The sequence below is a fragment of the Streptomyces sp. NPDC086519 genome (genome assembly GCF_040686075.1).
Taxonomy (GTDB): Bacteria; Actinomycetota; Actinomycetes; order Streptomycetales; family Streptomycetaceae; genus Streptomyces; species Streptomyces shenzhenensis.
The window spans coordinates 108082-126753 of record NZ_JBFBJL010000018.1 but is presented as its reverse complement, the minus strand read 5'-3'; the positions used below and the strand labels follow the sequence as shown (position 1 = coordinate 126753).

21 protein-coding genes and 1 riboswitch are annotated in these 18672 nt (G+C 72.7%); of the genes, 9 read left to right on the top strand and 12 right to left on the bottom strand.

The genetic code is table 11. The features are described from left to right. Nucleotides 1-213, bottom strand: coding sequence for a DUF3311 domain-containing protein (locus AB0P24_RS19215; protein WP_365795437.1), 213 nt, complete (start codon nucleotides 211-213; stop codon nucleotides 1-3). A gap of 168 nt (nucleotides 214-381) precedes the next feature. Between AB0P24_RS19215 and AB0P24_RS19210 the strand changes: the two genes are divergently transcribed. The 5 genes from AB0P24_RS19210 to AB0P24_RS19190 are packed head-to-tail and all read left to right on the top strand — an operon-like array spanning nucleotide 382 to nucleotide 5362. Continuing rightward, entirely contained in the window at nucleotides 382-1923 is a 1542-nt protein-coding gene (locus AB0P24_RS19210) for a sodium:solute symporter (RefSeq protein WP_365795435.1), read from the top strand. A gap of 14 nt (nucleotides 1924-1937) precedes the next feature. Beyond that, entirely contained in the window at nucleotides 1938-2486 is a 549-nt protein-coding gene (locus tag AB0P24_RS19205) for a sigma-70 family RNA polymerase sigma factor (RefSeq protein ID WP_365795433.1), read from the top strand. Next, the gene (locus tag AB0P24_RS19200) at nucleotides 2483-2782 is read left to right on the top strand and encodes a hypothetical protein (RefSeq protein ID WP_365795431.1); all 300 of its coding nucleotides are present in this window, start codon (nucleotides 2483-2485) and stop codon (nucleotides 2780-2782) included. Before AB0P24_RS19205 ends, AB0P24_RS19200 begins: the two co-directional genes overlap by 4 nt. Before the next feature lie 34 nt (nucleotides 2783-2816). Beyond that, nucleotides 2817-4601: a glycoside hydrolase family 15 protein gene (locus AB0P24_RS19195; protein ID WP_365795429.1), complete on the top strand. Its 1785-nt coding sequence runs from the start codon at nucleotides 2817-2819 to the stop codon at nucleotides 4599-4601. 5 nt (nucleotides 4602-4606) lie between these two features. Continuing rightward, nucleotides 4607-5362, top strand: a complete 756-nt coding sequence (locus AB0P24_RS19190; RefSeq protein WP_365795427.1) for an SDR family oxidoreductase — start codon at nucleotides 4607-4609, stop codon at nucleotides 5360-5362. 117 nt (nucleotides 5363-5479) lie between these two features. On the opposite strand, the gene amaP is transcribed toward AB0P24_RS19190, so the two are convergent. From amaP to AB0P24_RS19165, 5 genes are read right to left on the bottom strand one after another with little or no spacing between them, the layout of a single operon-like run. Beyond that, nucleotides 5480-6058: an alkaline shock response membrane anchor protein AmaP gene (amaP, locus tag AB0P24_RS19185; protein WP_365795425.1), complete on the bottom strand. Its 579-nt coding sequence runs from the start codon at nucleotides 6056-6058 to the stop codon at nucleotides 5480-5482. Nucleotides 6059-6062: 4 nt separating this feature from the next. Then, nucleotides 6063-6671: a DUF6286 domain-containing protein gene (locus AB0P24_RS19180; RefSeq protein WP_365795423.1), complete on the bottom strand. Its 609-nt coding sequence runs from the start codon at nucleotides 6669-6671 to the stop codon at nucleotides 6063-6065. Then, a complete protein-coding gene (locus AB0P24_RS19175; protein WP_365795421.1) occupies nucleotides 6671-7030 on the bottom strand; it encodes a hypothetical protein in 360 nt (119 codons plus the stop codon). The genes AB0P24_RS19180 and AB0P24_RS19175 overlap by 1 nt, the downstream gene beginning before the upstream one ends. Then, on the bottom strand, nucleotides 7027-7221 hold the full coding sequence (locus AB0P24_RS19170; protein WP_181809577.1) for a hypothetical protein: 195 nt from the start codon (nucleotides 7219-7221) through the stop codon (nucleotides 7027-7029). Before AB0P24_RS19170 ends, AB0P24_RS19175 begins: the two co-directional genes overlap by 4 nt. A gap of 19 nt (nucleotides 7222-7240) precedes the next feature. Then, a complete protein-coding gene (locus AB0P24_RS19165) occupies nucleotides 7241-7705 on the bottom strand; it encodes an Asp23/Gls24 family envelope stress response protein (protein ID WP_365795418.1) in 465 nt (154 codons plus the stop codon). 87 nt (nucleotides 7706-7792) lie between these two features. On the opposite strand from AB0P24_RS19165, the gene AB0P24_RS19160 reads away from it, so the two are divergent. Beyond that, nucleotides 7793-8512 carry a nucleopolyhedrovirus P10 family protein gene (locus AB0P24_RS19160; protein ID WP_365795416.1) on the top strand — a complete coding sequence of 240 codons (720 nt, stop codon included), beginning with the start codon at nucleotides 7793-7795 and terminating at the stop codon, nucleotides 8510-8512. Nucleotides 8513-8597: 85 nt separating this feature from the next. On the opposite strand, the gene AB0P24_RS19155 is transcribed toward AB0P24_RS19160, so the two are convergent. The 3 genes from AB0P24_RS19155 to AB0P24_RS19145 all read right to left on the bottom strand — a co-directional run bounded on the left by AB0P24_RS19155 (nucleotide 8598) and on the right by AB0P24_RS19145 (nucleotide 11708). Beyond that, on the bottom strand, nucleotides 8598-9401 hold the full coding sequence (locus tag AB0P24_RS19155; RefSeq protein ID WP_365795414.1) for an enoyl-CoA hydratase/isomerase family protein: 804 nt from the start codon (nucleotides 9399-9401) through the stop codon (nucleotides 8598-8600). A 128-nt stretch (nucleotides 9402-9529) separates the two neighbouring features. Then, nucleotides 9530-9748 carry a helix-turn-helix domain-containing protein gene (locus AB0P24_RS19150; protein WP_046727957.1) on the bottom strand — a complete coding sequence of 73 codons (219 nt, stop codon included), beginning with the start codon at nucleotides 9746-9748 and terminating at the stop codon, nucleotides 9530-9532. Between the two features lie 361 nt (nucleotides 9749-10109). Further along, nucleotides 10110-11708 carry an ABC-F family ATP-binding cassette domain-containing protein gene (locus tag AB0P24_RS19145; protein WP_365795412.1) on the bottom strand — a complete coding sequence of 533 codons (1599 nt, stop codon included), beginning with the start codon at nucleotides 11706-11708 and terminating at the stop codon, nucleotides 10110-10112. A gap of 467 nt (nucleotides 11709-12175) precedes the next feature. On the opposite strand from AB0P24_RS19145, the gene AB0P24_RS19140 reads away from it, so the two are divergent. Continuing rightward, the gene (locus AB0P24_RS19140) at nucleotides 12176-12589 is read left to right on the top strand and encodes a VOC family protein (RefSeq protein WP_365795410.1); all 414 of its coding nucleotides are present in this window, start codon (nucleotides 12176-12178) and stop codon (nucleotides 12587-12589) included. Between the two features lie 13 nt (nucleotides 12590-12602). On the opposite strand, the gene AB0P24_RS19135 is transcribed toward AB0P24_RS19140, so the two are convergent. The 3 genes from AB0P24_RS19135 to AB0P24_RS19125 all read right to left on the bottom strand — a co-directional run bounded on the left by AB0P24_RS19135 (nucleotide 12603) and on the right by AB0P24_RS19125 (nucleotide 16364). After that, nucleotides 12603-13991, bottom strand: a complete 1389-nt coding sequence (locus AB0P24_RS19135; protein ID WP_365795408.1) for a hypothetical protein — start codon at nucleotides 13989-13991, stop codon at nucleotides 12603-12605. A gap of 429 nt (nucleotides 13992-14420) precedes the next feature. Then, the gene (locus AB0P24_RS19130; protein WP_365795406.1) at nucleotides 14421-15548 is read right to left on the bottom strand and encodes an alpha/beta fold hydrolase; all 1128 of its coding nucleotides are present in this window, start codon (nucleotides 15546-15548) and stop codon (nucleotides 14421-14423) included. An 81-nt stretch (nucleotides 15549-15629) separates the two neighbouring features. Further along, nucleotides 15630-16364 (bottom strand): class II aldolase/adducin family protein, encoded by a 735-nt coding sequence (locus tag AB0P24_RS19125; RefSeq protein ID WP_365795404.1) that lies wholly within the window; start codon nucleotides 16362-16364, stop codon nucleotides 15630-15632. 457 nt (nucleotides 16365-16821) lie between these two features. Here AB0P24_RS19125 and AB0P24_RS19120 point away from each other — a divergent pair, with 457 nt between their 5' ends. Together AB0P24_RS19120 and AB0P24_RS19115 are read left to right on the top strand one after the other, a co-directional pair. Then, nucleotides 16822-18084 (top strand): inorganic phosphate transporter, encoded by a 1263-nt coding sequence (locus AB0P24_RS19120; protein ID WP_365795402.1) that lies wholly within the window; start codon nucleotides 16822-16824, stop codon nucleotides 18082-18084. An 18-nt stretch (nucleotides 18085-18102) separates the two neighbouring features. Further along, nucleotides 18103-18330: a hypothetical protein gene (locus tag AB0P24_RS19115; protein WP_234539637.1), complete on the top strand. Its 228-nt coding sequence runs from the start codon at nucleotides 18103-18105 to the stop codon at nucleotides 18328-18330. 140 nt (nucleotides 18331-18470) lie between these two features. Beyond that, nucleotides 18471-18612: riboswitch (cobalamin riboswitch) on the top strand. The last annotated feature ends 60 nt before the right edge of the window (nucleotides 18613-18672 follow it).

The following is an 18672-nucleotide window of genomic DNA, read 5'->3' as shown; positions in this document are numbered from 1 at the left end:
TCAGCGATGTCGGTCGATCAGCGCATACGCGGCGAGCAGGCAGAGGCCGCACCCCGGCACCCAGGCGAGCTGGTACCAGTAGAAGAACGGCGTCCCCGCCAGCCGCGGCTCCGCGCCGGCGTACCAGGGGACCCACAGCAGGCCTGCCGCGGGTGCGAGGAGCAGTACGGCGATCGCGGCGCGCCGTAGCCGGTGATGACCGGTCCGTGCCATGACCTGCGCTCCTCTCCCGTTCGCTGTCGGTCTGTGCAAGAGTTGCCCATTCCCCGAGACCGGTTGACAGCGAATTTCCGGAAAATTTCCCCCCGGTTCCCTGTCATCCGTTCGGGAAGTCCGCGCAACTCTTGCGCGAGGGTTCAGGAACACCAAGGACGGTGACCCATGGCAGGTGGCGCCATGACCGCGACGTTCCTCGCCGTGATCGGCGGGGCGTCGCTGCTCGCCGTGACCGCGCGACGCCTGCACCCGAGCGACCGGCTGCCGTCCCTGGAGGGCTGGGCACTTGCCGACCGGAGCCTCGGCCCCGTGTGGACCTGGTTCCTGCTGGGCGGCACGATCTTCACCGCGTACACCTTCACCGCCGTACCGGGACTCGCCTACGGCAACGGCGCGGCGGCCTTCTTCGCTGTGCCGTACACCGTGATCGTCTGCCCGATCGCCTTCGTCCTGCTGAGCCGCCTGTGGACCGTCGCCCGCACGCATGGCTACGTCACCGCCGCCGACTTCGTGCGCGGACGGTACGGGTCGCCGTCGCTGGCCCTGGTCGTCGCGCTGACCGGGATCCTCGCGACCATGCCGTATCTGGCGCTGCAGCTGCTCGGGATACGGGCGGTGCTGACCGCGGGGGGCGTGTCTCCGCAGGGCGCGACCGGGGACCTGGTGATGGTGGCGCTGTTCGCGGGGCTGGCGGTGGCCACGTACCGGCACGGGTTGCGGGCGCCGACGGTCATCTCCGCGCTCAAGGCGGTCGCCGTCTTCGTCTCGCTCACCGCGGTCACCTGGCTGGTCCTGGAGCGGTTCGGCGGCCCGGGGCCCGTCTTCGACGGTGCCGCGCGACGGCTGGGCGGCCCCGCGCTGCTCCTCTCCCCCGCCCAGCAGCCCGCGTACGCCACCCTCGCCCTGGGCTCCGCCCTCGCCCTGCTGGTGTATCCGCACGTGCTGACCGCCGGTTTCGCCGCCGACGGCCCGCGCACCCTGCGCAAGGTGTGCGTGGCGCTGCCCGCCTGGACCGGCCTGCTCGCGCTCTTCGGGTTCCTCGGCATCGCGGCGCTGACGGCGGGCGTGCGGGCGCCGAAGGGCGGTGCCGAGGCGGCCGTGCCTATGCTGGTGGACCGGCTGATGCCGGGGCCGCTGGCCGGGCTGGTGTTCGGCGCCATCACCGTGGGGGCCCTGGTCCCGGCCGCGGTGATGTCGATCGCGGCCGCCACCAGTTTCGTCCGCAACGTGTACGTCAAGTACGTCCACCCGACGGCCACGCCCAAGCGGCAGGTCCGCATCGCCAAGGCCGTCTCGCTCACCGCCAAGGTGGGAGCCGTCGCCTTCGTGTTCGGGCTGCGCGACCAGGACGCCGTCAACCTCCAGCTGCTCGGCGGGGTCTGGATCCTGCAGATCTTCCCGGCTGTGGCCGTCGGCCTGTTCACCGGGCGGCTGCATCCGCGGGCGCTGCTCGCCGGGTGGGGCGCGGGGATGCTGGCCGGAACCTTCATGGTCGTGCGCGAGGGGTTCTCGTCCATCGTGGCCCTCGGCTTCGGGCCGCTGGAGGTCTACGCCGGACTCGCCGCCCTCGTCCTCAACCTGACCGTCGCGGTGGCCGGAACCGCCCTTCTCGAACGTCTCGGCGTCCCGCGCGGCGCCGACCTGACCGACCTGCCGTCCCGCCTGACCGTCAGGCGGCGCCCGGAGACGGGAGCGAACCGACCGTGAGACACAGACACCCGATGCCCGTGCCGGAGCCGCGCGTCGAGCCCCTCGCGCCCGCGCTGACCGACCCGGCCGAGCTGGAACGCGAGGCCGGGCTCGCGCGCCTCTTCGAACTCCACTACTCCTCGATGCTGCGCCTGGCCGTACTGCTCGGCGCGGACGATCCGGAGAACGTGGTCGCCGAGGCGTATTACCAGATCTACCGCAAGTGGCGGCGGCTGCGGGAGGTCGAGGCGGCGGAGGCGTATCTGCGCTCCACCGTGTGCAATCTGGCCCGGATGCGGATACGGCACCTGCAGGTCGCCCGCAAGCACGTGGAGGCCCCTCCCGAGGAGACCGTCGTCTCCGCCGAGAGCGCGGCACTGCTCCGGGACGATCAACGCGTCCTGATCGGCGCGCTTCAGCAACTGCCCGCCCGGCAGCGCGAGGCACTCGTGCTGCGGCACTGGCTCGGGCTGAAGGAGAGTGAGATCGCCGCGGCGATGGGCATCTCCTGCGGTTCCGTGAAGACGCACACCTCACGCGGCCTCGCCGCGCTGACCCAGGCGATGGAGGCCCGGCGATGACGCATCGAGATGCGACTCCGTCGCGTGGCACCAGTCCGGACCGCACCGAACGGGATCTGAGCGAGGCGCTGGCCGCCCTCGCCGGCGGTGTCCAGGCCGCCCCGGACGCCTACCGCACGGCGCGCGGAGAGTGGCTGCGCCGTGAACGCCGACGGCGGATCGTCCTCGCGGTGCTGATCACCGTGGTGTTCGCGTTGGCCACGCTGATCGGCCTGTGGGTGCTGAACCAGACGCCGTCGCACCCGGGTGTGATCTTCTCGGGCCTGGGACCGTCACTCACCCGGCCCATCCCCTGATTGGCCCCACGTCCGTCCGGGAACCCGCAACTCCGTGCACCCCCGTATCGAGGACTACGCGCTCATCGGCGACGAGCAGACCGCGGCCCTGGTCGGCCGGGACGGCTCCATCGACTGGCTGTGCCTGCCCCGCTTCGACTCGGCAGCCTGCTTCGCCAGGCTCCTGGGCGACGAGAACCACGGCCACTGGCGGATCGCCCCCAGGGGCGCCACCACCTGCACCCGGCGCGCCTACCGGCCCGGCACCCTGGTCCTGGACACCGAGTGGGAGACCGACGAGGGCACGGTCCGCGTCACCGACCTGATGCCCCAGCGCGACCGCGCGCCCGACGTCGTACGCATCATCGAGGGCGTCAGCGGCCGGGTCACCGTGCACAGCGCGCTCCGGCTCCGCTTCGACTACGGCTCGGTCATCCCGTGGATGCGCCGCTCCGGCGGCCACCGGGTCGCCGTCGCCGGGCCCGACGCGGTGTGGCTGCGCAGCGAGCCGTCCGTCCGCACCTGGGGCGAGGACTTCGGCACGCACTCGGAGTTCAGCGTCGGCGAGGGCGAGCGGGTCGCGTTCGTGCTCACCTGGCACCCCTCGCACGAGCCGCGCCCACCGCTCACGGACCCGTACGAGGCACTGCGCTCCAGCGTCTCCGACTGGCGGCGCTGGACCGCCCGCTGCACCTACCACGGCCCTCACCGGGACACGGTCGTCCGCTCGCTGATCACCCTCAAGGCGCTCACCTACGCACCGACCGGCGGCATCGTCGCCGCGGCCACCAGCTCGCTGCCCGAGGAGCTGGGCGGGGTGCGCAACTGGGACTACCGCTTCTGCTGGCTGCGTGACTCCACCCTCACCCTCGGCGCCCTGCTCGCCGTCGGCTACCGCAAGGAGGCCGAGCGCTGGCGTGACTGGCTGGTCCGCGCGGTCGCCGGCGACCCGGCCGACCTGCAGATCATGTACGGCCTCGCGGGCGAGCGCCGGCTGCCCGAGTTCGAGCTGGACTGGCTGCCCGGCTTCGCCGGCTCCAGCCCGGTACGCGTCGGCAACGGTGCCGTCGGCCAGCTCCAGCTGGACGTGTACGGCGAGGTGATGGACTCGCTGTCGCTGGCCCGCAGCGCCGGTCTGCCCACCAAGCCGCACATGTGGGCCATCCAGTGCGCGCTGATGAAGTTCCTGGAGAAGGCGTGGCGGCAGCCGGACGAGGGGCTGTGGGAGGTGCGCGGCGCCCGCCGCCACTTCGTGCACTCCAAGGTGCTGGTGTGGGTGGCCGCGGACCGCGCGGTACGGACCCTGGAGGAACGCGCGGAGCTGAAGGGCGAGCTGGAGGGCTGGCGCGCGTTCCGTGACGAGGTGCACCGGGAGGTGTGCGAGAAGGGGTACGACCCGAAGCGCAACACCTTCACGCAGTACTACGGCTCCCGTGACCTCGACGCCTCCCTGCTGCTGATCCCGCGCGTCGGCTTCCTGCCGCCGGACGACCCCCGGGTGGTCGGCACGGTCGACGCGATCCGCGACGAACTGGGCCACGGCGGGTTCGTACGCCGCTACGACACCGACGCGATCGGCGTCGACGGGATGCCGGGCGGTGAGGGCGTCTTCCTGGCCTGCTCGTTCTGGCTCGCCGACGCGCTGCACATGACGGGCCGCACCGACGAGGCGAAGGAACTGTTCGAACGGCTGGTGGGCCTGGTCAACGACGTGGGACTGCTGTCCGAGGAGTACGACCCGGAGACCGGGCGTCAGCTGGGCAACTTCCCGCAGGCGTTCAGTCACATCGGCCTGGTGAACACCGCCCTCACGCTCTTCGACGGCGAGCAGGCAGGATAGGGGCCATGGATCTTGGACTGAAGGACCGGGTGTACGTCGTCACCGGAGCGACCCGCGGGCTGGGTCACGCGGCCGCGCGCGAGCTGGTCGCGGACGGGGCGAAGGTCGTGCTGACCGGGCGGGACGAGAAGCGGGCCGCCGACGTGGCGGCCGAGCTGGGGCCGAACGCCGTGGGCGTGGCCGTCGACAACTCCGATCCGTCGGCGCCGGCGCGGGTGATCGCCATCGCGCGTGAGCGGTTCGGAGGGTTCGACGGCATCCTCGTGAGCGTGGGCGGGCCTCCGGCCGGGTTCCTCGCCGACAACACGGACGACCAGTGGCAGGCCGCGTTCGAGTCGGTGTTCCTGGGGGCCGTACGGCTCGCCCGCGCGGCCGCGGCCGAGTTGGAGGACGGCGGGGTCATCGGGTTCGTGCTGTCCGGGTCGGTGTACGAGCCGATTCCCGGACTGACCATCTCCAACGGGCTGCGGCCGGGGCTGGCCGGGTTCGCCAAGTCGCTCGCGGACGAGCTGGGGCCCCGTGGGATCCGGGTGGTGGGGCTGCTGCCGTCCCGGATCGACACGGACCGGGTGCGGGAGCTGGACGCCATGTCCGCCGACCCCGAGGCGACGCGGGCCGAGCACGAGTCGCGGATTCCGTTGCGGCGGTACGGGGCTCCGGAGGAGTTCGGGCGGGTGGCGGCGTTCCTGCTTTCTCCGGCGGCTTCCTATCTGACGGGGATCATGGTTCCTGTCGACGGGGGCATGAGGCACGGGTTCTGACGGTCGTTCGCCGGGTGTAGGTGGCGGGGGCCGGTCGCGCCCACGCGGCGGCCCCCGCACATCGGCACAGCCCCGCGCCCCTGAAGGGGCGCCTCGGCGCCTAGATCGACGGCGTTCTCAAGTGACCCTCTCCGCGCGGTGTCTGACCGACGTCAACCGGACTTCTGCGGGGAGTTTCTTCAGGGCCGCTGATTCCCGGGCATGGGTCAGAGCCTGGGCCGTCAGGTCCCGCAGAGCCGCTTCCGGGGCCACGTCCGGCTCCAGTTGGAGCCATACCCGTACCCGAGGTGCCGTGGGCGTGCCGCTCAGGACCGCCTCCGCGTGGGAGACGCCCTCCTGGTGGGCGGCGTCCGTCGCCAGGACCGTCTCCAGGGCCCTGCCGCGCAGCAGCGCCTCCTCGCCGTCCCCGGTGTCCACCAGGACCTCGGTCAGGCGGCGTCGGCGCAGTTGCGCGGTCAGCCACCACAGGGCGAGCAGGACCAGGACGGCCAGGGCGGCCAGGACCGTCGGCCACCACCAGCCCGCGGCGCGCCAGTGGGTGCGCTCGGCCTGGGTGAGCAGGACGTCGTGGCGGCCGTTGTGGATCCACCAGGACGGGGGCGGGGCGCCGAGGCCGACGGCCAGGACCGAGCCGCCGAGGGCGAGGAGCAGAAGGCCCGCGAGGGCGATCAGTACGCGGTTGACGGTGCCGAGCACAACGTCACCCCTTCCGGCCGGGGCGGATCACGTGCAGGGTCAGTGCGGGTGGGCGGGCCAGCCCCATGGCGCGGATCGCGTCGGTGAGGGACGCCTCCAGGTCACCGCGCACCTCGTCGAGTTCGCGGAAGTGGGAGACGGCGAGGACATGCGCGCGGGAGCGGCGCAGCCGTACCCGCACCCGGCGCACCCCCGAGATCTCCATGGCCCGGTCGCGCAGCACCATGGCGGCCGCGTCACGGCGCAGCCCGGCGCGGACGTCGGGGTGGGTGCGGCGCATGGGCAGCAGGTCCCGCAGGCCGGGCGTGACGGCCAGGACCAGCAGCCACAGGCCGAGGGCGGCGGCGATGCCCGCGCCCACCAGGACCCAGGTGCCGTCCAGGGGCTGCGCCGCGAGCCGGCGGGCCAGTTCGCGGCGCCAGCGCATGGCGGGGTGGTGGGCCCGTACGGCCCCGATGTCGTAGAGGAAGGCGGCCGCGATCACCAGCACGAGGACCGCGACCAGGGCCGCGGGGGCGCGGCGCGGGGACCAGAAGCGGGGCTCGTGGCCGGCCTGGGGTGCGGCGGCCGGTGACGGTGGCTTCTCGATGACCGGTGTCTGTTCGGTGCTCATCACGCCCTCCCCTGGGTCTGGGCCGGGTGCAGCCGTTCGACGTGAACGGCGACCTCCCGGACGTCCATGTCCACCAACGCGCCTACCCGCTCGACCACATGCCGACGCACGGCAGCGCAACGGGCGCCGATGTCCGACGGGTAGTCCAGTTCCAGGTGGACACGGACGCGAGCCGTGTCCTGTCGGGTGACCACGGTGGCGTGCGGGGGTACGGCGTCCTTCGGGAGGGGGCCGAGCGCCTCGCGGGCCGCCTGTGCGGCGATCTTCGCCACCACCCGGTCGGCGATCCGCAGGGCGCCGCGCTCGCCGGGCGCCACGACGGTCGGGGCGCCGTGCGTCTCACCGCTCGCGGAGGTCATCGCCGGCGGTCACGCCGGTCGTCGCGGGTACGGAAGAAGTCGCCGAGTTCCAGGTCCCCCTCCGCGAACCGGCCGACGACGAACCCGACGGCCCCGAGTGCCGCCACCAGCAGAAAGGCGCCGAACCCGCCGAAGTACCCGGCGAAGCCGAGCGCCATGCCGGCGATCATGCCGACGACGGCCATACTCATGATGCGCTCCCCTCAGCGGTCACTGGAGCCGGGGCTCCGGCTCCTCGTCCTCTTCCTCCGGAAGCTTCACATCACTCACCGCGATGTTGACCTCGACCACTTCGAGGCCGGTCATGCGCTCCACAGCGGCGATCACGTTCTCCCGGACCACGCGGGCCACGTCGGCGATCGACACGCCGTAGTCCACGACGATCTCCAGGTCCAGCGCGGTCTGCACCTCGCCGACCTCGGCCTTCACGCCCCGGGACACGGACCTGGAGCCGCCGGGCACCCGGTCGCGCACGACACCGAAGGTGCGGGCGAGGCCGCTGCCCATCGCGTGCACGCCCACCACGTCCCGGGCCGCCAGTCCGGCGATCTTCTCCACGACCCCGTCGGCGATCGTCGTCCGCCCGCGGGTCGCCGGGTCACCGCCGCCGCGTCTGACGGTCTTGCGGGTCTGTACCGTCGGGTCCTTCTCGGGCTCAGCCGCCGTCTCGGTCATCGCCGTGCGTCCTTTCCCGTCTTCGTCCTGTGACCAAGGTACGTGCGGATGCCCTGCCGTGCTCCGAAGATGCGGCAGGCTGGAGCAATGACGGCGAACCGACGGACAGCCACGGTGCGGCACCCTCTGGGCCTCGGCAGGCTGCTGCCGCTGGGCGGGCCGCAGGACGCGGCATGGCTCACGGAGGCGGCGGCGGACGCGGTCCTGCGGCGGGCGGCGGCCGAGGTGGCGGGGGTGCGGCTGGGTGCGGTGCGGATCGCCCCGGCGGATCCGGCGGAGGTGACGGAGGCCGCCGTACCGGCACCGCCCGGCGCGGTACCGCCGGGTCCGCTGCGGCTGTCGGCGGACTTCGCGGCGACGGCCGCCGTGCCCCTGCCGACGACGGCGACCCTGCTGCGCCGGGCTCTGGCCGCGGCCACGGTACGGCTCGGGCTGGCCGTGACCGAGGTGGACCTGCGGGTGACCGCCCTGCTGGAGGAACTGGAGGAGGAGACGGCCGAGCCGGAGACGGCCGAGCCGGAGGCGGTCCGTGCGCCTCGGCCGCCGTCGGTCCGGGAGGGGACGGATCCCGAGGGGGCCCGGGTGACGGCGGCGGCGCTGGCGGTGCCGGGGGTGGCTCGGGTGACGGGGGCGCTGAGCCACCAGGTGCACTTCGACACCGCATTGCCGCGCCGGCACGTGCGGGTGGAAGTGGCGCTGACCGACGGCCCGCGGGCCGTGGAGGTGGCCCGACGGGTCCGTACGGCCGTCGGCGAGGCTCTGGACGATCGGCCGACGGTGGCTGTGCTGGTGACGGGCGTCGGCTGAAGCGCGCCGTCGGGGGCGCGGGGCCGGGGCCGCTGTGCGGCTGCCGCCGCGTGGGCGTGACCGGCCCCCGCCGGCCCGCGGTGGACTACTCGCCCACTCCTGCCAGGTCCCGCAGCCGCCGCGCCTGCGCCTGCCGCTCCGCGGCCCGCTGCTCGTCGTACGTACGGCCCCCCGCGCCCCGCAGCAGCGCCTTGGTCTCCACCACCGCGTCCCGTGGCGCGGCCAGCAGCGCGCCGGCCAGGTCGCGGACCGCCGCGTCGAGTTCGCCCGCCGGCACGGCGACGCTCGCCAGCCCGGAGGCCACCGCCTCCTCGGCCTGGACGTACCGTCCGGTCGCGCAGATCTCCAGCGCCCGGGCATAGCCCACCAGCGAGACGAGAGGATGCGTGCCGGTCAGGTCGGGGACCAGTCCCAGGCTTGTCTCGCGCATGGCGAACTGCACGTCGTCGGCGACGACGCGCAGGTCACAGGCGAGGGCAAGCTGAAAGCCGGCCCCGATGGCGTGCCCCTGCACGGCGGCGATCGACACGATGTCGTTCCGCCGCCACCAGGTGAACGCCTCCTGGTATCCGGCGATGGCCGCGTCGAGTTCGGCGTCGTCACGGCGCGCGAGTTCGATGAAGGTCGGCTCGCCCGGGATCCCCTCCGGCGTGAACATCTGCCGGTCGAGGCCCGCGGAGAAGGACTGACCCTCACCGCGCAGCACGACGACCCGGACCGACCCCGGCAGCGACCGCCCGGCCTCCGCCAACGCCCGCCACAGTGCGGGGCTCTGGGCGTTGCGCTTGGCCGGGTTGGTCAGCGTCACCGTGGCGAGCGCGTCGTCGACGGTGAGCCGTACGCCGTCCTTGTCGAGAACAGGAGCGAGGTCCTGGTCGGGCGAAGCCATGGGACGCCTCCGATGTGTGCGGTCATCACGCATTGCCGTACGGCATGCTAAGTGACTGCACAGTAACCACCCGGCCGATCACTCGACCGACCGGGTGGCCACCATCGAAGCCGATGGGCCGCCCGGGGTCAGGACGCGGCTTTCTTGCCCCGCGTCGCCCCGCCACGCCCACGCAGCGTGACACCCGACTCGCTGAGCATCCGGTGGACGAAGCCATACGAGCGGCCGGTTTCCTCGGCCAGTGCCCGAATGCTCGCACCGGAGTCGTACTTCTTCTTCAGGTCTGCCGCGAGCTTGTCGCGCGCGGCGCCGGTCACCCGGCTGCCCTTCTTCAGAGTCTCGGCCACCCGTGCCTCCTCATGGGAAGTGCGCTCTGGTCCCCTCATGATCACCCCTCCGGGGCGTGATGGCCACCCATTCGGCAAGGTCCGTGAGACATCGTTGTGACGACAGGAGCGCATCCCCACATCCGGAACCTGTGATTCCGTCGTGGGTCATCCGTGCGGCCGAACGGGTTCTTCCGCGAAGTGCCAGGTCAGACACAGAAAGCGGCCGACCCCTTGTCGACAAAGGGGTCGGCCGCGAAATCGATGTAGGACACACCTCGATACGAGGAGATCTCACACAGATGATGGATCACCGATAGGCCGAATGATCCATAGCCAGTGGATCAGGCATTCGATCAAACGACGGCGACGGGATCGGCGCTCAGGCGAGGGCGACGAGGTCCGCGTAGCCGGCGCCCCACAGGTCCTCGACGCCGTCGGGCAGCAGGATGATCCGCTCGGGCTGGAGCGCCTCCACGGCGCCCTCGTCGTGGGTGACGAGGACCACCGCGCCCTTGTAGGTGCGCAGGGCGCCGAGGATCTCCTCGCGGCTGGCGGGGTCGAGGTTGTTGGTCGGCTCGTCGAGGAGCAGGACGTTCGCGGAGGAGACGACCAGGGTGGCGAGGGCGAGGCGGGTCTTCTCGCCGCCGGAGAGGACCCCGGCCGGCTTGTCGACGTCGTCACCGGAGAACAGGAACGAGCCCAGCACCTTGCGGACCTCGACGAGGTCCATGTCGGGCGCGGCCGAGCGCATGTTCTCCAGGACCGTGCGGTCCGGGTCCAGGGTCTCGTGCTCCTGGGCGTAGTAGCCGAGCTTGAGGCCGTGGCCCTGGATCACCTCGCCGGTGTCGGGCTGCTCGACGCCGCCGAGCAGCCGCAGCAGGGTGGTCTTGCCGGCGCCGTTGAGGCCCAGGATGACGACCCGGGAGCCCTTGTCGATGGCCAGGTCGACGTCGGTGAAGATCTCCAGCGAGCCGTACGACTTCGACAGGCCCTCGGCGGTCAGCGGGGTCTTGCCGCAGGGCGCGGGCTCCGGGAAGCGGAGCTTGGCGACCTTGTCGGAGACCCGGACGGCGTCCAGGCCGGCCAGCAGCTTGTCGGCGCGGCGGGCCATGTTCTGCGCGGCGACCGTCTTGGTGGCCTTGGCCCGCATCTTGTCGGCCTGGGAGTGCAGCGCGGCGGCCTTCTTCTCGGCGTTGGCGCGCTCGCGCTTGCGGCGCTTCTCGTCGGCCTCGCGCTGCTGCTGGTAGAGCTTCCAGCCCATGTTGTAGACGTCGATCTGGGAGCGGTTGGCGTCCAGGTAGAAGACCTTGTTGACGACCGTCTCGACCAGGTCGACGTCGTGGGAGATCACGATGAAGCCGCCGCGGTAGGTCTTCAGGTAGTCGCGCAGCCAGACGATCGAGTCCGCGTCCAGGTGGTTGGTGGGCTCGTCGAGCAGCAGGGTGTCCGCGTCGGAGAACAGGATGCGGGCCAGCTCGATACGGCGGCGCTGACCGCCGGAGAGCGTGTGCAGGGGCTGGCCGAGCACCCGGTCGGGCAGGTTGAGCGCGGCGGCGATGGTGGCGGCCTCGGCCTCGGCGGCGTACCCGCCCTTGGTGAGGAACTCGGTCTCCTGGCGCTCGTACTGCCTGAGCGCCTTCTCCCGGGTGGCGCCCTGGCCGTTGGCGATGCGCTGCTCGTTCTCGCGCATCTTGCGGATCAGGACGTCGAGGCCGCGCGCGGAGAGGATGCGGTCGCGGGCGAGGACGTCGAGGTCGCCGGTGCGGGGGTCCTGCGGGAGGTAGCCGACCTCGCCGGAGCGGGTGACGGTGCCCGCGGCGGGGATGCCGTCACCGGCCAGGACCTTGGTGAGGGTGGTCTTGCCCGCGCCGTTGCGGCCGACCAGACCGATGCGGTCGCCCTTGGCGACGCGGAAGGTGGCGTTCTCGATGAGGATGCGGGCACCGGCGCGCAGCTCGATACCGGAGGCGGAGATCACGGACAGACTCCAGGGCGTACGGGTTTTTGACGGGTGGGCGGCTGAGGACGTTCCCGCCGTCTAATGCGCGAGGAGAATGGCCATGGGCCAAGTCTAACGGGGCGGCGCAAGAGCTTTTTCGGTGCGCGGGTGTCCGGGACGGCCCACACCGGGCGGGTCAATGCCCAGCGGTGCGCGGTGCGGAGCGATTCCGCCCAGGTCGTCCACGGCGACGAGCTGCGCGGTCCGGGCGCCGTGCGCGCAGGGCTGGGCGACCAGCGGGGCGGGCCCGTGACGTACGGCACGTCCGGGGCGGAACGCGCGGCCAGGGGTGCCCGAACGGGGAGATGGCCCGCTGCGGCACCTCCCGCCGAGTTGTTGACCTGCAACGACGGTGCGGGCTCGGGGCGTTGTCGGTGCCGGGTGCAAGACTGGGGACCAGGCCGGAACGACGGCTTTCGGGGGCCGACACAAGAGGAGTGATCGGGATGGCGGGCACGAGTGGCGGGCGGCCGAGCATCTATCCGTCGCTGTTGTACACGGACGCACAGGCGGCGATCAAGCAGCTGACGGAGGCCTTCGGCTTCACCGAACTGTCGGTGTACGAGGGCGAGGACGGCATGGTGCTCCACGCCGAGCTGGTGCAGGGCAACGGCGCGATCATGCTGGGCTCCAAGGGCCGCGGCGGCCGGCTCGACGCGGCGCTGGAGGGCGCGGGCCCGACCGGGGTGTACATCGTCGTGGACGACGTCGACGCACACCACCAGCGTGCCGCGGACCACGGCGCCGAGATCCTGATGCCCCCGACGGACCAGGACTACGGCTCGCGGGACTACATGGCCCGGGACGTCGAGGGCAACATCTGGAGCTTCGGCACCTACGCCCCGGAGATAGCCGCCTGATCCGCCCCTGCCGCTAACCGCCGGTGTGCACCTGGAAGGCGGCCCGGCGGACGGCTTTGGCCAGTGCCGGGTCGGGGTGGGCGGCGGCGAGCGCGACCAGGACCTGCACGGTGCGCGGGTGGCCGACCGCGCGCACCTCGTCGAGCAGGGCGGGGACGGTGGGTTGCAGCGCCGACTCCAGGTGGCGGACGAGCAGCGGTGCCTCACCGTGGTCGGCGACCGCGGCGGCCGTGTCCACCCAGAGCCAGGTCGCCTCTTCCCGGGTGAGCACCTCGTGCGCGTCCTCGGGGTCGATCCCGTCGTGCTCGGCCAGCCAGAGCAGGGCGTACGGCCGCAGGGTCGGCTCGTCGACGACCGCGCGGACGTCCGGTTCGGCGGGGGCGCCGACGACCCGCAGCGCCTCGAAGGCGAGGCCGCGCAGCAGGGCGTCCTCGCCGCGGGCGGCGTCGACGAGTTCGGTGACGGCGCCGCCGACGGGACGGGCGGCGAGCCACGCGCGGTACTCGGCGCGGGCCGCGTTGGGGCGCAGTTGGGCGCAGCCGCGCAGCATCTCCTCGGCGGCGACCTCGATGTTCCCGGCGGGGCTCTGCGCGGCGACGCAGATCTGCTCCAGCTTGACCCAGACCGCCCAGCTGCCCAGCGGGGTGAGGGTGGCCTGGCCGTCGCCGTAGGTCAGCGCGCCGACCGAGGCGAGTGCGTGCAGGGACCAGTCGAGGAGGGGGGCGAGCTCGGCCTCGTCGGCCGGGGCCGGGTCCTCGGCCGCCGCGCGGTCGGCCTGGGCGGCGTCGGCGGAGCGCAGGGCGGCGAGGGGCTTGGCGGTCCCGGTGCCGTGCTCCGTGTCGTAGGGGACCTCGCAGCGCTCGGTGCGCAGTTCGGTGACCCGCTGTCCCAGCAGGTCCAGGAGTTGCTCGACCGGGACGGGACCGGCGGACAGCTGGAGGAAGGAGAGCACCTGGGGCATGGCCGAGACGACCTCGGCGACGGCGGCCGGCTCGAACTCCGCGGGCTCGGGGTGAGCGAGCGACCACGCGTCGAAGAGGGCGACCCAGCCGCGCAGCACGGCGCTGTCGTCGCGGTCCCAGGCGCGCAGGCGCCAGCCGGGGCGTGCGCTGTCGCCGTGCACCTCGACCAGGCCGGCGAGGCGGGCGGTGTCCCAGTCGGCGAGGACCTGAGCGACGGTCAGGCCCAGGTCCTCGGAGGCGCGTTCGGCGGACGCGTCGGAGAGGGTGGCCTTGCCGTCAGCAGTCGCACCGTCGCTGCCGGGCCCGAGGGCGGCGTCCGCCCAGTGGGCGACGCGGGCCGCGCCGGCCAGGCGGGAGCGTGCCATTCTGGCCAGCTCCGCGGGTGCCGGGGTGCCCTCCGGCGGGCGGGGTGCGGGGCGGCGCGCGGGCCGCTGGTTCATTGCTCGGGGGGCTGCGGCCAGGGGTCGCGTTCGGACAAGTCGGAGCCTTGAGTCGCGCGGGATACGGGACGTCACGGGTGCAGTCTTCCGGTTGACGGTCCGAAAACCCAAACGGAATGTCACGGCGGGCGACAGGGCTGGCCAACGCACGGGGTGCAAGGGGAGGCGGGGAGACATGTTCAGGCCAGTGGTACGGCCTTAAACGGAACCTCCGGAACCGGCCGGAATCAGGGGCTCCGGCTTGGGGCGAGGAGACGCCGGGACGCGGAAGGGAAGGGCCGGCGGGTGCGGGAAGAATCACATCGGAGGCGAATCGGAGGGTGCTGTCGGAGGCAAGGGGGCGTGCGCAGGGGCCCAGGCGTCAGGGCAGCGCACGCCGAGGAGCGCACGCGAGCGCACATGGCGGGGAGGCGCACTCACCGGGGAGCCTCACATCAGGGGCGTGAGGAACCGGCGCAGCCGTTCCTCGTACTCCTCCGGGTCGGCGTTCCACATCGCGCCGTGCGGGGCGTCCGGGACGGTGTGCAGGGCCACCCGGTCGGGGCGTCGCGCGGCGAGTCTGCGGGAGTACACCCAGGGGGCCACGGTGTCGTCCGGGCCGTGCACGATCAGGGCGGGCACGCTGAGGTGTTCCGGGTCGACGGGCTCGGCGGCGTGGTCGGCGTGCAGGCGGGCGCGGCCCTGGGCGGCGCGCACCGCGAGCGGCAGCAGGGGCTCGGGGGTGTGCCGGGCCTGGGCGAGGGCGCGCAGGGTGGCTTCCCAGCTGAGCACCGGGGAGTCCAGGACCAGCCCGGAGATCCGCTCGCGCAGCGCCGAGTGGGCGGCGGCGCGCAGCGCCATGGTGGCGCCGGTGGACCAGCCGTACAGGACGACGCGGCGGGCGCCGTAGCGGAGGGCGTAGCGGATCGCCGCGTCCAGGTCGCGCCACTCGCTCTCGCCCAGGTGGTTCAGGCCGTCCGGAGGGCGTGGGGCGCCGAGGTCGCCGCGGTAGGCGAGGGCGAGCACCGGCAGGCGCCGGGCGTGCAGGAAGGCCATGACGTTCATGGGGTGCTCGCGGGTGGTGCCGAGGCCGTGCACGGCGATCACCCAGGTGTCCCGGTGGCCGGGCAGGAACCAGGCGGGCAGCGGGCCGAGTTCGCCGGGCACGTCCACGTCGGCGTACTCCAGGCCCAGGGCCGTGCCCGGGTTGCCGACGTGGACGTTGGCGGTGAGCCAGACGTTGTCGCCGGCCTCGAAGGTGCCGTGGGTCACCCGCTCCAGCCGTCGCACCACGGTGTCGGCGGTGTGCGCGGCGGAGTCCAGGACGGCGCCGACGACCGCGTGCGAGCCGTCGCCGGCCAGGCCGTAGACGCCGGGCCGCAGCGAGGCGAGGTCGCGGGTGAGGGTGATGCGGCCGGCCGCGGTGCCGTGCACGGTGAGCCGGGGTTCGGTGGGCAGAGGCCGGCCGGGCGGTGCCTTCAGCGCGGCGTCACTGGCGTACCGGCCGGCGGCCACGCCGGCCGCACCGGCGGCGAGTACGGCACCGACGGCGGCGGCCGTGACTTTGACTGGGTGCACCTGTCCAGTGTCGGGGCGTACGCCGACGGTGGCCAGCGGAGCGGAGGACGGGCTCGCGGGAGCGCGGCTCGCCGGACGGGCTCAGCGCCGTCGCTGCCCGTACCCCCGCAGCCGCTCCGCGACCTCCGTGATCTGGTGCGGGGCCAGCAGGCTCGGGGACAGGCCGGGCACCGAGGACGCCGTCAGCCACAGGTGGCACATCCACTCCAGCTGGGCGGTGCGGTCATAGGCCTGGGTCAGGGTGGTGCCGTAGGTGATCGTGCCGTGGTTCTGCAGGAGGCAGCCGGAGCGGTCGGTCAGGGCGCGGAGCATGTTCTCGGCCAACTCGTCGGTGCCGTACATCGCGTACGGGGCAACCCGGACGGCGCCGCCGAGGGCGGCGGACATGTAGTGGATCGCCGGGAGTTCGGGGACGAGCGTGGAGACGGCCGTCGCGTGGAGAGCGTGGGTGTGGACTACGGCCCCGGCGTCGGTGCTGCTGTAGACCGCGAGGTGCATCGGCAGTTCGCTGGTCGGGACCAGGGTGCCGAGCACCTGACGGCCGAGGAGGTCGACGCCGGTCACGTCGTCCGGGGTGAGCCGGTCGTACGGCACGCCCGACGGCGTGACCAGCACGGTGTCGCCGACGCGGACCGAGACGTTGCCGGAGGTGCCGACGACGAGTCCGTCGGACACGGTGCGGCGGGCCGTGGCGACGAGTTCACGCCAGGCGTCCGCCTCCTCCGCGCGCACATCCCGCTGTCGCGGCTCCGACACACCTGGTGCGCCGGCCTGCCCGTCCCGTCCGTCACGCTCGCCCCGTCGCTGCTCAGCCATGGCCCGATCCTGTCAGGCGGCAGCCCAACCGGCCCGCGCGGCAGTGCACTTTCGGCCGGACGTCCCGAATCCGGTAGGCCGTGAATCATCCCAAACGGGTCCGTGTCACGGCTCGGCTGAAGATCGCCGAGGACGGGACGGCCGGCCGGCCGAGCACCAGGGCGAAGGGCGCGCGGTTCGTATACATCAAGGCGCGCGTACCACCTCGCCCCGCCGGACAAGCCGTCGGGCACCCGGCAGGCCGCGTACCTCGTGCGGCCCGGCGGACGCGGGAACGCTGCCGGGTGACCAGAATCTCTTCAACAGGACCGCGGACAGGCCCCGCCCCGCCCTCAACCCTCCGAACAGCCCTCCGAAGCGGATTCCATACACCCTCGCGACTGCCTCAGTTCACCTTCCGTTCATCCAGGTTGCTTACGGTCCAACAACCAATGACTTCGAAAGATTGCCTGGGTAAATGGAAAGCTTCTCGCTGATCCTCGCGATTGTGGTGGTCACCGCACTCGCGTTCGATTTCACGAACGGTTTCCACGACACCGCCAACGCGATGGCCACGACCATCTCGACCGGCGCACTCAAGCCCAAGATCGCGGTGACCATGTCCGCCGCGCTCAACCTCGTGGGCGCTTTCCTCTCCGTCGAGGTCGCCAACACGATCTCCAAGGGTCTCGTCGACGAGAACGGCATTCGTCCCGAGGTCATCTTCGCCGCGCTGGTCGGCGCCATCCTCTGGAACCTCGTGACCTGGCTGGTGGGTCTGCCGTCCAGTTCCTCGCACGCCCTCATGGGCGGCCTGATCGGCGCCACCGTCGCCTCCGCCGGCTTCGGCGCGGTCCACGGCGACGTGCTCGTCACCAAGGTCCTGCTCCCGGCGGTCGCCGCCCCCGTGGTCGCGGGCCTCGCGGCGATGCTCTCCACCCGGCTCTCCTACGCGATCGGCAAGAACGCCGACGACAACGCCACCCGCAAGGGCTTCCGTGCCGGCCAGATCGCCTCCGCCGGACTGGTCTCGCTCGCGCACGGCACCAACGACGCGCAGAAGACGATGGGCATCATCACCCTCGCGCTGATCGCGGGCGGTTCCATAGCCCCCGGCTCCAACCCTCCCACCTGGGTCATCCTCTCCGCCGGCCTCGCCATCGCGCTCGGCACCTACATCGGCGGCTGGCGGATCATCCGCACCATGGGCAAGGGCCTGACCGACCTCCAGCCGCAGCAGGGCTTCGCCGCCCAGACCAGCGCGGCCACCGCCATCCTGGCCTCCTCGCACCTCGGCTTCTCCCTCTCCACCACGCACGTCGTCTCCGGTTCCGTGATGGGCGCGGGCCTCGGCCGCAAGGGCGGCGCGGTCCGCTGGTCCACCGCGACCCGGATGGCCGTCGCCTGGCTGCTCACCCTCCCGGCCGCCGCGCTGGTCGGCGCGCTCGCCGAGTCCGTGACGGGCCTCGGCGGCTGGGGCACCGCGCTCGTCGCCGTCTTCCTGGTGGCCGCCAGCGCCGCGATCTGGAAGCTGTCCCGCCGCGAGGTCGTGCACAGCGGCAACGTCAACGACACCGATGCCGACGAGCCGGCCGGCGTGGTGACCACGGCGATCGCCGCCGTGACGCCGCCGCCCGCCGGCCCGGTCACCGACGACCTCACCGCCACCATCCCCGCCCCGGCCACCCTCCCCACCCCGGCCCCCGCCGCTCCCGCGACCGACCCGGCCGCCACCGTCTGACCCCGAGGAAGAAGCGACATGAACATCGACTGGGCAGCCATCGGCTCCGTCTTCGGCGTCAGCCTCGTGGTCACGGTGGGCCTGGTGGCCCTGTTCACCCTCGGCATCAAGGGACTGTCCGCCCGCGAACGCGCCACCGCCCAGGGCAACTCCGCGGCCCTGGCCGCGACGGCCGCCTACCTCTGCTTCGCCGGCTGCGCGGCCGCCGTGGCGTACGGCATCCACCTGATCGTGGCGAAGGCCTGACCCCACAGGGTCTCGCGCGCGCCGGGAAGGCTCCTCTCCAACGCTCGGAGAGGAGCCTTCGGCATGCCCCACCGGCCTCGCTGAACACCCGGTGTGGGTCTTCCCACACACTCCCCTCCCAGGTCAACGCCAGGTTGACGGGTCTTCCAGGGGCGTGGTGGACTTCCGGAGCCATGTACGGCGGCAAGGGAGGAAGCCGGTGTGAATCCGGCGCGGTCCCGCCACTGTCACCGGGGAGCAGTCCCCGGGAGCCAGGAACTCTCACCGCCGGTCTCGTCGAACCAGGGCGTGGACACCCTGAGTGAGGACATATAGCCATGCGCGGCCGCCGTTCGAGGTTCA